General features: G+C 71.5%; 9 protein-coding genes, 1 tRNA gene and 1 pseudogene. 6 read left to right on the top strand and 5 right to left on the bottom strand.

Annotation, left to right across the window (positions count from 1 at the left end; translation table 11 throughout):
- Window positions 1–319: pseudogene (locus ACZ6EG_RS18055) on the top strand (alkaline phosphatase family protein); the annotation flags it as partial.
- Between the two features lie 114 nt (window positions 320–433).
- Window positions 434–1,648: a sugar phosphate isomerase/epimerase family protein gene (locus ACZ6EG_RS18060; protein ID WP_469605586.1), complete on the top strand. Its 1,215-nt coding sequence runs from the start codon at window positions 434–436 to the stop codon at window positions 1,646–1,648.
- A gap of 77 nt (window positions 1,649–1,725) precedes the next feature.
- On the opposite strand, the gene ACZ6EG_RS18065 is transcribed toward ACZ6EG_RS18060, so the two are convergent.
- From ACZ6EG_RS18065 to ACZ6EG_RS18080, 4 genes are all read right to left on the bottom strand, one after another.
- Window positions 1,726–3,105 carry an OFA family MFS transporter gene (locus ACZ6EG_RS18065; protein ID WP_469605589.1) on the bottom strand — a complete coding sequence of 460 codons (1,380 nt, stop codon included), beginning with the start codon at window positions 3,103–3,105 and terminating at the stop codon, window positions 1,726–1,728.
- A gap of 120 nt (window positions 3,106–3,225) precedes the next feature.
- Complete coding sequence (locus tag ACZ6EG_RS18070) at window positions 3,226–5,373, bottom strand: acetate--CoA ligase family protein (protein ID WP_469605592.1); 2,148 nt, start codon at window positions 5,371–5,373, stop codon at window positions 3,226–3,228.
- Window position 5,374: 1 nt separating this feature from the next.
- Window positions 5,375–6,616 (bottom strand): formyl-CoA transferase, encoded by a 1,242-nt coding sequence (gene frc, locus ACZ6EG_RS18075; protein ID WP_391972473.1) that lies wholly within the window; start codon window positions 6,614–6,616, stop codon window positions 5,375–5,377.
- 9 nt (window positions 6,617–6,625) lie between these two features.
- Window positions 6,626–8,308 (bottom strand): thiamine pyrophosphate-binding protein, encoded by a 1,683-nt coding sequence (locus ACZ6EG_RS18080; RefSeq protein WP_469605596.1) that lies wholly within the window; start codon window positions 8,306–8,308, stop codon window positions 6,626–6,628.
- Window positions 8,309–8,450: 142 nt separating this feature from the next.
- Between ACZ6EG_RS18080 and sucC the strand changes: the two genes are divergently transcribed.
- From sucC to ACZ6EG_RS18095, 3 genes are read left to right on the top strand one after another with little or no spacing between them, the layout of a single operon-like run.
- Window positions 8,451–9,581 carry an ADP-forming succinate--CoA ligase subunit beta gene (gene sucC / locus ACZ6EG_RS18085; protein ID WP_469605599.1) on the top strand — a complete coding sequence of 377 codons (1,131 nt, stop codon included), beginning with the start codon at window positions 8,451–8,453 and terminating at the stop codon, window positions 9,579–9,581.
- A gap of 14 nt (window positions 9,582–9,595) precedes the next feature.
- The gene (sucD, locus tag ACZ6EG_RS18090) at window positions 9,596–10,498 is read left to right on the top strand and encodes a succinate--CoA ligase subunit alpha (RefSeq protein ID WP_469605602.1); all 903 of its coding nucleotides are present in this window, start codon (window positions 9,596–9,598) and stop codon (window positions 10,496–10,498) included.
- Entirely contained in the window at window positions 10,495–12,054 is a 1,560-nt protein-coding gene (locus ACZ6EG_RS18095; RefSeq protein ID WP_469605605.1) for an aldehyde dehydrogenase family protein, read from the top strand. Before sucD ends, ACZ6EG_RS18095 begins: the two co-directional genes overlap by 4 nt.
- Window positions 12,055–12,085: 31 nt before the next feature.
- Here the strand turns inward: ACZ6EG_RS18095 and ACZ6EG_RS18100 are convergent, their stop codons facing one another.
- Window positions 12,086–13,417, bottom strand: coding sequence for a DUF2254 domain-containing protein (locus ACZ6EG_RS18100; RefSeq protein ID WP_469605608.1), 1,332 nt, complete (start codon window positions 13,415–13,417; stop codon window positions 12,086–12,088).
- A gap of 141 nt (window positions 13,418–13,558) precedes the next feature.
- On the opposite strand from ACZ6EG_RS18100, the gene ACZ6EG_RS18105 reads away from it, so the two are divergent.
- Window positions 13,559–13,643 (top strand) — tRNA-Leu (locus tag ACZ6EG_RS18105).
- Window positions 13,644–13,736 lie beyond the last annotated feature (93 nt).

Here is a 13,736-nt window from a genome sequence, read left to right on the forward strand (position 1 = left end):
CCACGCGCCCGACTTCGCGCAGCTCGTCGAGATCCACCGCAAACCCGGCTACGACCCGGTCGAACTGTTCATGGACCCCCTCGACCCCTACGTCAAGGTCAAAGCCGCCACCGCCCTGGCCCGCAAGAAACTCGGCATGCGCTACCGCATGGCCGTCGTCCCCCTGGACCCCGCACCCCTTTGCGGCAGCCACGGCCGCCTCCCCGCGAGCGACGACGAAGGCCCGCTCCTCATCTGCTCCACCCCCCGCGCCCTCGGCGACCGCATCAAAGCCACCGACGTGAAACAACTCCTGCTCCAGCTCGCCGGACTCGGCTGACGCGGCACCACCCACGGCCACCGAGATCCGACTACCGAGAGTGAAACACACGGCACTGACAACGGCCCGCCTGAGCCGCATCAGGGCAGGCCACGACCCAGAAGGCAGGCACCCGTGACCCTGTTCTCCGACCCCTCGCGCACCGACTCAGGTACCGGCTCCGCGGCCGACGGCGCGGACGAAAGCCTGCGCCGCAGTCTCGGCGTGGGCCGCCGCCGCTTCCTCAGCACCTGCACCGCCGTCGCCGCCGGAGCCGTCGCGGCCCCCGTCTTCGGTGCCGCTCCGGCCCTCGCCCACGACCGGGACAGAGGCCGTGACCACGACCACGACCACGGTCACGGCCGCGGGCAGGTCCTGGTTCCGGCGGACAAGCGCGGCATCATCCTCTACACCGTCCGGGACGCCACCGCCCGTGACCCCCTCGCCTCCGACCTGCCCTCCGGCTTCCGCGAGGTGTTCAATCAGCTCTCCCGCCACGGCTACCGCCAGGTCGAGTTCGCCGGCTACCGCCAGCACGCCAACGCCCCCGGCGGCGCCGACCTGGAAACCGTCCAGGGCGCGAAGCTGCTGCGCTGCTGGCTCGACGACTACGGCCTGCGTGCCCAGGGCAACCACGGCTTCATCCCGGGCTCCTGGCCGCTGACCCAGGCGGACAAGGACACCTTCAAGAAGCACCTGGAGATCGCCAACATCCTCGGCCTGGACCACATGGGCACCGGCGGCGACCCCACCGGCAGCTCCTACCGCGCCGACTGGGACGTGGCCGCCGACAAGTGGAACGCCCTCGGCGCGATAGCCCGCCGTGAGGGCGTCAAGCTCTACACCCACAACCACGACGGGGCCTACGGCTTCCTGCTCGACGGTGGCCCGCTGGACGACCAGGGCCGCCCGACCCGCAGCTCCGGCATCCGGAAGCTGGAGTACTTCCTGAAGGTCACCGACCCGAAGCTGGTCTGGCTGGAGATGGACATCTTCTGGGCGCACGTCGCCCAGTACAAGTTCCACACCTACACCGCCCACGACGGCTCCACCCGCAAGAGCGTCTTCGACCCGGCCGGCCTGGTCGCCCGCAACAACAAGCGCTACCCGCTCTTCCACGCCAAGGACGGCGTCGTCAGCACGACCAACGGCATGGGCTACGACATGGTGCCCTTCGGAACCGGCGTCATCGACTACACGACGTTCTTCTCCCGGGTGGGGGAGCGGAACTACCACAACCCGATGATCGAGGACGACAACTCCCCGAGCGCCACCGACCCGGCGCAGTCCCTGCGCGAGGCCAAGATCAGCTACGACAACCTGGCGGCCCTGCGCAAGCGGCGCCGCTGACCGGTGCACGGACCGGGCGGCCCCTCCCGCACGATGCGGGAGGGGCCGCCCGGTCCGTGCGGGCGGGCTCCGCCGGGTCAGCCCTCACCGAGCGGCCGGGGGTTGGGCGTGATGCGCTTGTCCTTCGAGCGTCCCGGCGGGTGCAGGAACAGCGCCATGAAGCCGGCGAAGATCGAGATGCAGCCCGCGAGGGTGAAGGCGCCGTTGTAGCCCCAGGCGCCGACGACCACGGAACCCATGCCGGCGCCGAGGCCGGAGACGAGTTTGGAACTGTAGACCATGCCGTAGTTGGTGGCGTTGTTGTTCTCGCCGAAGTAGTCCGCCGTCAGCGCCGCGAACATCGGGAAGATGGCACCGCCGCCGAAACCGGAGACGGCGGAGAAGACCAGGAACAGCGGCAGGTTCCGGATCTCGGCCGACCAGATGATGCCGAACTGGGCGAGGCCGAGGATCGCGCACACGTAGAGCAGGCACTGCTTGCGGCCGTACAGGTCGGAGAGCCAGCCGATGACGCCGCGGCCGGTGCCGTTGACGATCGCCTTCAGCGACATGGCGGTGGCCACGATGCCGGCCGCGAAGCCCGCCTCCTCGCCGATGTCCACCTGGAAGGCGATACCGAAGATGTTCACGCCCGAGGTGCAGGCGAGACAGAACCACATCAGCGCCACCCGGCCGGTGCGCCAGGCCTCCAGCGGGGAGTACTGCTTGGTCGCCGGGGGGTTCTTCTCCAGCGAACGCCGGGCCCGCGGGTCGTTCGGCGGGTTCAGCGGGTCGACGGAGGCCGGCCACCAGTTCTTCGGCGGGTCCCGGAAGTAGAAGCCGGCGACCGCCACGACGGCGGCGAGGAACACACCGGCCGACACCAGGACCCAGCGGAAGTTGGAGGTGTCCATGAAGCCGTGGAAGATGAAGACGAACGGTACCGAGCCGTAGGCGAAGCCGCCGTTGACGAAGCCGGTCTTGCCGCCCCTGCGCTCCGGGTACCACTTGCCGACCATGTTCACGCAGGTCGCGTACACCATGCCCGCACCGATGCCGCTGAACACGCCGAACCCGATGAAGGCGAGTGAGACGTGCGGCGCGAACGCCAGCGCCAGATAGCCGAGCAGGGTGCCGAGCGAGCCCAGCATCATCGCCCAGCGCGCCGGCAGTCTGCCGTTCTCGCGCAGCCGCCCCGCGGGGAAGGCCACCGCGGCCTGGCAGAAGATCCAGGCGGTCATCATCCAGTAGATGTTGCCGCTGGACCAGTGGTGGGCCTCGTGCAGCGTGTCCTCGGCGGACGCGAACGCGTACTCGGCGGAGGAGATGCCCATCATGCCGACCCAGGGCAGGATCACCATCCACTTGCGCTTGCGCCCCATGATGTCGATGTCGGACTCGCCCACGCGGTAGACGCGTCCGTTCCTGTCGGTCACCTCCCGGCAGCCGGCTGCCCGGGGGACCTCGGTGGTTGTCATGTCGTTCGCACCCCTTGCGTCGAAAGTTCTGGCCAGCGCCCCCTGTCCAATGCCTTCCGTGCGCGCGCGGGTCCCGGGACCGGCCGGCGCGCACCGCCGGCCGGCCCCCGCCGACTCACCTCATGAGCCGCCCCCCAACAACCCCGCGGCCCGCGCCCACCGGTACTTGGCGCCCAGCACCGCCACCGGCTTCTCGGTGGTGTACGGATACGCCACGACCCCGCGGTCGAAGAGGTACTGGCACGCCTCCTCCACCTCCACGTCGCCGGCGAGGGAGACCACCACGGGCTTCTCGACGCCGCGCGCGCGGAATTCGGCCACCACGCGCGCGGTGAGTTCGGCGAACACCATGGGTGGCGTGACGATGGTGTGCCAGTAGCCGAGCACCAGCGCGTGGATGCGCGGGTCCTCCAGACCCAGCCGCAGCGTCGCCTCGTACGTCGACGGCGGCTCGCCCCCGGTGATGTCCACCGGGTTGCCCGCCGCCCCGAACGGCGGGATGAACGCACGGAACGCGGCGTCCAGGTCCGGCGGGATCTCCATCAGCGTCAGCCCGTTGTCCGTCACCGCGTCCGAGAGCAGTACCCCGCTGCCCCCGGCACCGGTGATGATCACCACGTTGTCCCCGGCCGGAGCGGGGAGCACCGGCAACGCGCGCGCGTACTCCAGCATCTCGTTCAGACCGGGTGCCCGGATGACCCCGGCCTGCCGCAGGATGTCGTCGTACACGGCGTCGTCCCCGGCGAGCGCCCCGGTGTGCGAGCCGGCGGCCCTCGCACCCGCCGCCGTGCGCCCCGCCTTGAGCACCACGACCGGCTTCCTCGGCACCGTCGCCCGCGCGGCCTCGACGAAGGCGCGGCCGTCCTTGAGGTCCTCCAGGTGCATCGCGATGCACTCGGTGTGCGGGTCCTCGCCGAACCAGGTGAGCAGGTCGTCCTCGTCCAGGTCCGCCTTGTTGCCGAGGCCGACGATCGCCGACACACCCGTCTTCGTCGTCCGCGCGAAGCCCAGGATCGCCATCCCGATGCCACCCGACTGCGAGGTCAGCGCGACTCCGCCCTTCACGTCGTACGGCGTGCAGAACGTGGCGCACAGGTCCTGCCAGGTCGAGTAGTAGCCGTAGATGTTCGGGCCGAGCAGCCGGACGCCGTGGCGCTCGGCGACCGCCACGATCTCGTCCTGCAGCGCGTGCTCACCGGTCTCCGCGAACCCGGAGGGGATCAGCACCGCGTTGGGGATCTTCTTGCGCCCCACCTCCTCCAGAGCCGCGGCCACGAACCGCGCCGGGATCGCGAAGACCGCCACATCCACCTCACCGGGAACGTCGGTGACACTCTTGTACGCCTTGCGGCCCAAGATGTCATCGGCCTTCGGGTTCACCGGGTGGATCTCGCCCGCGAAACCGCCGTCGACGAGGTTGCGCATCACCGAGTTGCCGATCTTGCCCGGTTCGCCGGACGCGCCGATCACGGCGACCGACGTCGGCTGCATGAGGCGGCGCATCGAAGTGAGGATCTCCTCGCGCGAGTACCGGCGGCGTTCCTTCGGCGCGTCCGTCGCGAGGATCACCCGGATGTCGGCGGCCACCGCGCCCCCGGGCGTGGCGATCACCGGGTTGAGGTCCACCTCGGCGATCTCTGGGAAGTCCCCGACGAGTTCGGAGACCCGGCGGATCTGCTCGGCCACCGCCCGCCGGTCCACCCCGGCCCGCCCGCGCACCCCGCGCAGCACCTCCGCCGCCCGGATGGAGTCCAGCATGGACAGCGCCTCGTCGGCGTCGACGGGCGCCAGCCGGAACGTGACGTCCTTGAGCACCTCGACGAGGATCCCGCCGAGCCCGAAGGCCACCACCTTCCCGAACGTCGGGTCGGTCACCGCGCCCACGATGACCTCCTGCCCTTCGGGCAGCAGCTCCTGGATCTGCACCCCCTCGATGCGCGCCCCGGCGTCGTACGCGCGGGCGCTGTCGACGATCCGGCGAAACGCCGCCCGCACGTCCGCCGCGCCCTCCACGCCGACGACCACACCGCCCGCGTCGGTCTTGTGCAGGATGTCCGGCGAGACGATCTTCATCACGACCGGCCCGCCGAACCGCGCCGCGCACGCCACCGCCTCGTCGACGTCCCGGGCCAGCTCCTCGCCCGGTACGACGATCCCGTAGGCGTCGGCGAGCACCTTGCCCTCGGGCGCGGTGAGCGCGGTGCGGCCCTCGGCCCGTACGGAGTCCAGCAGCCGGCGCACCCGCGCCACCCGGTCCTCGGCCCCCACGTCAGATCACCCCGTTCGACTTGAGCAGCCGCAGTTCCTCGTCGCCGAGGCCCAGTTCACCGACGTAGACCTCCTCGTTGTGCTCGCCGAGCAGCGGAGAGGTGCTCACCTCCACGGGGGAGTCGGAGAGCTTGAGCGGGCTGCCGACGGTCACGAACTCGCCGCGTTCGGGATGGGGGACGGTCACGACCATCTCGTTGGCGACCAGGGAGGGGTCCTCGATGATCTCCTTGGTGGACAGGATCGGCCCGCACGGGATGTTGTGCGCGTTGAGCCGCTCCAGCACCTCCCACTTGGGGAGGGTGGACGACCACTCCTCGATGAGCTGGAACATCTTGTTCAGCTTCGGCAGCCGGGCACGGGGCGTCGCCCACTCGGGGTCCTCGGCCAGCTCGGGCCGGCCGATCAGCTCGCTCAGCGGCTGCCAGCCGACCGGCTGGACGATGACGTACACGTAGTCGTTCGGGCCGCCCGGCGCGCACTTGACCGCCCAGCCCGGCTGGCCGCCGCCGGAGGCGTTCCCGGAGCGGGGAACCTCGTCGCCGAAGTCCTCGTTGGGATACTCGGCGAGCGGGCCGCGGGCCAGGCGCTGCTGGTCGCGCAGCTTCACCCGGCAGAGGTTGAGCACCGCGTGCTGCATGGCCACGTTCACCCGCTGACCGCGGCCGGTGCGCTCCCGCTGGTACAGCGCGGCGAGGATGCCCGCCACGACGTGCACACCCGTGCCCGAGTCCCCGATCTGCGCCCCCGTCGCCAGCGGCGGCCCGTCCTCGAAACCGGTCGTCGACATCGATCCGCCCATGGCCTGCGCGACCACCTCGTACGCCTTGAAGCCGGTGTACGGGCCCTCACCGAACCCCTTGACGGAGGCGTAGACGATCCGTGGGTTGATCTCCCTGATGCGGTCCCAGGTGAAGCCCATCCGGTCCACCGCGCCCGGCCCGAAGTTCTCGACCATGACGTCCGAGCGGCGGATCAGCTCGGTGAGGATCTCCTTGCCGCGCTCGGACTTGGTGTTGAGGGTGATGCTGCGCTTGTTGCAGTTGAGCATCGTGAAGTAGAGGGAGTCGACGTCCGGGAGGTCGCGGAGCTGCCCCCGGGTGATGTCACCGGTGGGCGCCTCCAGCTTCACGACGTCCGCGCCGAGCCAGGCGAGCAACTGGGTCGCGGAGGGACCGGACTGCACGTGCGTCATGTCCAGGACGCGGACGCCCTCAAGGGCCTTCGCCGGCGTGTCCGTCATGGTTCCACCTCACTTGTACATCGTCTGGTTCATGGTTCCGGGGGCGTACGCGTCCGGGTCCACCCAGACGTTGACCAGGGACGGCTTGCCGGAATCGCGGGCCCGGCGCAGTGCCGGCCCGATGTCGGCGGGGTCGCGGACCTCCTCGCCGTGGCCGCCGAGCATCCGCGCGAACTCGTCGTACGGGACGTCCCCGAGGGTGTTGCCGACCCGCTCGCGCTCCTTGCCGTACTTGGCGGCCTGGCCGTAGCGGATCTGGTTCATCGAGGAGTTGTTGCCGACGATGCCGACGAAGGGCAGGTCGTAGCGGACGAGGGTCTCGAAGTCCCAGCCGGTGAGGGAGAAGGCGCCGTCGCCGAAGAGCGCGACGACCTCCTTGTCGGGCCGCGCCTGCTTGGCCGCGAGCACGAAGGGGACGCCGACACCGAGCGTGCCGAGCGGTCCCGGGTCCATCCAGTGGCCCGGTGACCTGGGCTGCACGACCTGACCGGAGAAGGTGACGATGTCGCCGCCGTCGCCGATGTAGACCGAGTCCTCGGTGAGGAAGTCGTTGATCTCGCTGACCAGGCGGTACGGGTGGATGGGGGAGGCGTCCGACCTGAGCTGCGGCAGCCGCTTGTCCAGCGCCGTGCGTTCGGCGGCGCGCAGTTCGTCGAGCCACTCCTTGCGCCGCGCCGCGCCCCCGTTGACCCGCCCGGAGGCGGCCTCGGTCACCGACTTCAGGACGAGGCCGGCATCGCCGACGATCCCGAGGTCGATGTCGCGGTTCTTGCCGACGGTGCGGTAGTCGAGGTCGATCTGCACGACCGTCGCTTCCGGGGAGAGCCGCTTGCCGTAGCCCATGCGGAAGTCGAAGGGCGTGCCCACGATGACGATGACGTCGGCGTTGGAGAAGGCGTAGCGCCGGGACAGCTGGAAGTGGTGCGGGTCGCCGGGCGGCAGCGTGCCGCGTCCGGCGCCGTTCATGTACGCCGGGACGTTCAGTGTGCGGACCAGTTCGACGGCAGCCTCGGTCGCGCGGGTCGTCCACACCTGGCTGCCGAGCAGGACGGCCGGCTTCTCCGCGTGCACCAGCAGGTCGGCGAGCTTCTCGACGGCCTCCGGGTCACCCGCCGAGCGCGTCGAGGCACGGTACGCCCCCGCCTTCGGCACGCGCGCCTTGTCCACCGCCACCTTGGCGTCGAGCACGTCGCGCGGGATCTCCAGGAAGGAGGGGCCGGGTGCCCCGTGGTAGCACTCGCGGAACGCCATCGACACCATGTCGGCGGCGCGGGCCGTGTCCGGCACGGTCGCCGCGAACTTGGTGATCGGCGTCATCATGTCGACGTGCGGCAGGTCCTGAAGGGACCCCATCTTGTGCTGGGTGTGCGCGCCCTGACCGCCGATCAGCAGCATCGGGGACTCGGCGCGGAAGGCGTTGGCGACGCCCGTGACGGCGTCGGTCGTACCCGGACCGGCGGTGACCACCGCACAGCCGGGTCTGCCGGTGATGCGGGCGTAGCCGTCGGCGGCGTGCGCGGCGACCTGCTCGTGGCGTACGTCGACGACCTCGATGCCCTCGTCGACGCAACCGTCGTAGATGTCGATGATGTGGCCGCCGCACAGCGTGTAGATGCGGTCGACCCCCTCGGCCTTGAGTGCCTTGGCGACGAGGTGACCGCCGGAGATGACGTCCTGGGTGTCGTCGGGCATGGCGAAGTCCTGTCCCTTCACGAGGGGTTGGGGCGCTCTCGCGTACATTGCATACAGTCGACGAATACTGTATGAAGCTTGTTATCCCGCATCCGGTGGGTGGTGTCCAGGGGGCGTGCGGCACTTTCAGTCAGGAGCCGAGATGGACCTGTACGAACACCAGGCAAGGAAACTCTTCGCAGCACACGGCATCGTGGTACCGAGGGCCGAGGTCACGGACTCGCCGGACCGGGCGCGCGAGATCGCCCGCGGGCTCGGCGGACGTGTCGTCGTCAAGGCGCAGGTGAGGACCGGCGGACGGGGCAAGGCGGGCGGTGTGCGGCTCGCCGCCGACCCCGTCGCGGCCGAACGGGCGGCCCGCCGCATCCTCGGCATGGACATCAAGGGCCACACGGTCGCCACCGTCATGCTCGCCGAACCGGTCGACGTCGACCGCGAGTTCTACGTGTCCTACGTCCTGGACCGATCGGCCGGCCGCTTCCTCGCCATCGCCTCCGCGGAAGGCGGCACGGAGATAGAGGAGGTCGCGGCAGAGCGGCCCGAGGCGGTGGTCCGCGTCCTCGTGGACCCGGCCGAGGGCGTGACCTCGGCCGTCGCGGCACGCATCGCGGCGGCGGCGGGCCTGCCGGCGCAGAGCGCCGACGTGCTCGTACGGCTGTGGGAGGTACTGGTCCGCGAGGACGCCCTCCTCGTCGAGGTCAACCCGCTCGTGCGGACCGCCCGGGGCCGGATCGTGGCCCTCGACGGCAAGGTCACCCTCGACGACAACGCCCGCTTCCGTCATCCCCGCCCGGACGGCGAACAGGGGGCGTCCGCCGACCCGCTGGAGGCGAGGGCCGCCGCCAAGGGCCTCCACTACGTCCGGCTCGACGGCGAGGTCGGGGTCATCGGCAACGGCGCCGGACTGGTGATGTCGACGCTCGACGCGGTCGCCGGCTGCGGTGCCCGGCCCGCCGACTTCCTCGACATCGGCGGCGGCGCCTCCGCCCGGGTCATGGCCGACGCCCTGTCGGTCGTCCTCTCCGACCCCGCCGTCAAGTCCGTCCTCGTCAACGTCTTCGGCGGCATCACCGCCTGCGACGCGGTCGCCGACGGCATCGTCCGGGCCCTGGAGGAGGTCAGGCTCACCACACCGCTCGTCGTCCGCCTGGACGGCAACAACGCGGCGCGCGGCCGGGCCGTGCTGGCCGCCCGCGCCCACCCGCTGGTCGAACAGGCCACCACCATGGACGGCGCCGCCCGCCGTGCCGCCCGACTCGCCGCCGCGGCGTAAGGAGACAGGACGACATGGCGATCCACCTCACCAAGGAGAGCAAGGTCCTCGTCCAGGGCATGACCGGCGCCGAGGGCATGAAGCACACCCGCCACATGCTCGCCGCCGGCACCGACGTGGTGGGCGGCGTCAACCCGCGCAAGGCGGGCCGCACCGTCGACTTCGAGGAGCGCGCGGTGCCGGTCCTCGGGTCGGTCCGCGAGGGCGTCGAGCGCACCGGCGCCGACGTCACCGTGGTCTTCGTGCCGCCCGCCTTCGCCAAGGCCGCGGTCCTCGAGGCCGCCGACGCCCGCATCGGCCTGGCCGTCGTCATCACCGAGGGCGTCCCCGTCCACGACACCGTCGCCTTCACCGCGTACGCCGAGGCCCGGGGCACCCGGATCATCGGCCCCAACTGCCCAGGCCTGATCACCCCCGGCCAGTCCAACGCGGGCATCATCCCGCCCGACATCGCCCGACCCGGCCCCGTCGGCCTGGTCTCCAAGTCGGGCACCCTCACCTACCAGCTCATGCACGAACTCCGCGACACCGGCTTCTCGACCTGCGTCGGCATCGGCGGCGACCCGGTCGTCGGCACCAGCCACATCGACTGCCTGGCCGCCTTCCAGGACGACCCCGACACCGAGCTGATCGTCCTCATCGGCGAGATCGGCGGCGACGCGGAGGAACGCGCGGCGGCCTACATCCGCGACCACGTCACCAAACCGGTCGTCGGCTACGTCGCCGGCTTCACGGCGCCCGAGGGGCGGACCATGGGCCACGCCGGCGCCATCGTCTCCGGCTCCTCGGGCACGGCCCGGGCCAAGAAGGAGGCGCTGGAAGCGGCCGGCGTACGGGTCGGGAGCACACCGACCGAGACGGCACGGCACGTCGTCGCCGTACTCGGCGGCGAGACACGGGACGGGGTCCCCGCATGACGGCCGGGACAGGGGGCGCCGCCGCCCTCATCCTCAAGTCCGGCACCTCCTGGACCGACGCCTGGCAGCGCTGCCTCACCGCCGCCCCCGAGGCGTTCCGGGACGACCGCGTCCTCAACCTCTGGGCCGGTGCCTGGCGGGCGGACGGCCGGGTCCTGCCCGCCACCAGCCCCGTCGACGGCACCCCGATCTCCGGCCCGCCCCGGCTGGACGGGGCGACGGCCCACCGGGCCGTACGCGCCTGCCTCGACCAGCACCGCGCCTGGCGCCACGTCCCCCTGCCCGAACGCCGCGCCCGCGTCGCGGCCACCCTCGACGCCCTCGCCCAGCACCGCGAACTCCTCGCGCTGCTGCTCGTCTGGGAGATCGGCAAACCCTGGCGGCTCGCACAGGCCGACGTCGACCGGGCCGTCGACGGGGTGCGCTGGTACGTCGACGGCATCGAGGCGATGACCGAGGGCCGGGCACCGCTGGAGGGGCCGGTGTCCAACATCGCGAGCTGGAACTACCCGATGAGCGTGCTGGTCCACGCCCTGCTGGTGCAGGCCCTGGCGGGCAACGCGGTCATCGCCAAGACCCCCACCGACGGCGGTGTCGCCTGCCTGACCCTGGCCTGCGCCCTCGCCGCGCGCGAGGGCGTCCCCGTCACCCTCGTCAGCGGCAGAGGGGGCGAGCTGTCGCCGGCCCTCGTGCGGGCGCCCGAGGTCGGCTGCGTCTCCTTCGTCGGCGGCCGCGACACCGGTGCCGCCGTCGCCACGGCCGTCGCCGACCTGGGCAAGCGGCACATCCTCGAACAGGAGGGACTCAACACCTGGGGAGTCTGGGACTTCACCGACTGGGCCGCGCTCGCCGCGGTGATCCCGAAGCTCTTCGACTACGGCAAGCAGCGCTGCACCGCCTACCCGCGCTTCGTCGTCCAGCGCCGCCAGTTCGACGCGTTCCTCGCGGCGTACCTCCCGGCGGTCCGCACCCTGCGCGTCGGCCACCCCCTCGCCGTCGAGGCACCGCACGACCCCTGCCCACGGCTCGACTTCGGGCCGGTGATCAACGCGTCCAAGGCGAAGGAGCTGCGGGACCAGGTCGCCGAGGCCGTCGACCGGGGCGCCGTACCCCTGTACCGCGGCCGCGCCGCCGACGCCCGCTTCCTGCCCGGCCAGGACACCTCGGCCTACGTCCAGCCGGTCACCCTCCTGAACCCGCCCCGGTCCTCACCGCTGCACCACGCGGAGCCCTTCGGCCCGGTCGACACCGTCGTCCTGGTCGACACCGAGGCGGAGCTGCTCGCCGCGATGAACGCCTCGAACGGCGCGCTGGTCGCCACCCTCTCCACCGACGACCCGGCGACGTACGACAGGCTCGCGCCGCAGATCCGCGCGTTCAAGGTCGGCCACGGTGTCCCGCGCTCCCGCGGGGACCGCGACGAGCTGTTCGGCGGACACGGCGCGTCCTGGCGCGGGGCCTTCGTCGGCGGCGAGCTGCTGGTACGCGCCGTCACACAGGGGCCGGCGGGGGAGCGGCTGCCGGGGAACTTCCCGGACCACCACCTCATGCCGTAGGGCGGAGGCAGCGGACGCGGCGGGAGGGCCGTCAGCCGATGCCCTGGCGGTCCGGCGACAGGGCGAAGGCCCGGTCCGCCGCGCTCGGCGCGGTCCGTTCGACGGCCTGCCGCAACAGCTCGCGGTGGCGCCGCAGAGGCTCGCGCCGTTCCGGCGGCGCGAGCCGCAGCAGGTCGTCGAGCCCGGCCAGCATGCGCCGCGTGACCTGCGGGGCCTCCACGGCGCAGGCCCTGACCTCGGCGAACCCGAGATCCACCAGCTCGGTCCAGCCCGGCACGGGCTGCACCAGCCGGACGGCGCCGTGCCGGTCCCGGTGCTCGACGGTGTCCAGCGGCCGCCGGGACAGGTCGGCCAGGATCTGCACCACCCGGTCCAGCGCCTGCACGGCGGTCGTCGGATCGTTCACCGCCGGGGACAGGGCGCGCAGACCGATGTCGGACAGTTGGCGCAACCCGAACGCCAGGTCCTGGTGGAAGGTGCGCTCGACCCCCACGGCCAGGGCGTACCGCAGCCTCCGGCGCGGCGGAGCCTGCCCGCCGTACACAGCGAGGACGGGAGTGCCGGGCACCAGGAAGTCACCGATCCGCGGGACCAGCCGCAGGACCACCCCGTGCCTGCGGGCCACCCGCACCAGCCGGGCGGTGTGCACGTCCCGCAGCACACCGGCACGCCCCTCGTGGGCGACCCACCCGGTCACCGGGCCGAGGGCGGGCCCCCCGCCGCCACCCGCCGGCGCGGGCATCTGCGCCGCCACCCGGAAGGACTCCGCGGCGATCCGGGCGATCACATGGCTGACCCGCATCAGCCGCAGCGTCGCGTTCACGTACATCACGAACAGCAGCAGACTGAGCGCGACCATCGCAAGGGTGAGCACCGACTGCACCAGGGGCACCGACGTGGTGTCACGGGGGTCGGGGGTGCTGTCGTAACTGGTCAGGACGAGCAGGGTCAGCACGAACGTGGCGAGGAAGACGGCGAAGGTGGCCTTCGTGATCCGGCTGCGGACGAAGAGCCGCACCACCCGCGGGGTGAACTGCCCGCTGGCCATCTGCACGGCCACCAGCGAGATGCTGAACACCACACCGATGAACGTCATCATCGCCGAGCCGACCGCGGACACCACGGTCCTCGCGTCGTCCGCGAACCGCAGCAGCTCGGCGAGGGTCTCGTAGTCCCCCTCGTCCTGCAACGCCCGCACGAGCGCGGCGTCCAGCTCCTGCGCCACCAGCCAGACCACGAAGACGCCCACCATGGCCGCCGTGGGCGCGAACCAGAACGTGTCCCGCAGATGCTCCCGCAGCGGCGACAGCGCCCGCGGCCGACGACGCGGATGCGGACCCTGGGTAACCTTCCAGTCACTCATGGTCCGACCCTAGGCGCCGGGGAGCCGTCGGTCCCGGACCGCCGCTCAGGCGAAGGAAACGCAGGTGAAAGGCACTGCGAAAGCTTGGTATGGTTGTGCATGTCGCCGCGGGGGAGCACCCCGCACAGCGGCGGACACCTGGTCCGGGTGGCGGAATGGCAGACGCGCTAGCTTGAGGTGCTAGTGCCCTTTATCGGGCGTGGGGGTTCAAGTCCCCCCTCGGACACAAGACAACAAGACAGGCAGCAACGTGATGCCGGTCGGGAGAGATCCCGGCCGGCATCTCGCGTTTTCCGCGCAGCTCCGGGACCGCACCGGC

Source organism: Streptomyces sp. NPDC041968, assembly GCF_055589025.1.

Coding starts and splice junctions, on each gene's coding strand:
- ACZ6EG_RS18100 (WP_469605608.1), bottom strand. CDS start 13,417: ATGAGTGACTGGAAGGTTACCCAGGGTCCGCATCCGCGTCGTCGGCCG.
- ACZ6EG_RS18080 (WP_469605596.1), bottom strand. CDS start 8,308: ATGCCCGACGACACCCAGGACGTCATCTCCGGCGGTCACCTCGTCGCC.
- frc (WP_391972473.1), bottom strand. CDS start 6,616: ATGACGGACACGCCGGCGAAGGCCCTTGAGGGCGTCCGCGTCCTGGAC.
- ACZ6EG_RS18065 (WP_469605589.1), bottom strand. CDS start 3,105: ATGACAACCACCGAGGTCCCCCGGGCAGCCGGCTGCCGGGAGGTGACC.
- ACZ6EG_RS18095 (WP_469605605.1), top strand. CDS start 10,495: ATGACGGCCGGGACAGGGGGCGCCGCCGCCCTCATCCTCAAGTCCGGC.
- sucC (WP_469605599.1), top strand. CDS start 8,451: ATGGACCTGTACGAACACCAGGCAAGGAAACTCTTCGCAGCACACGGC.
- sucD (WP_469605602.1), top strand. CDS start 9,596: ATGGCGATCCACCTCACCAAGGAGAGCAAGGTCCTCGTCCAGGGCATG.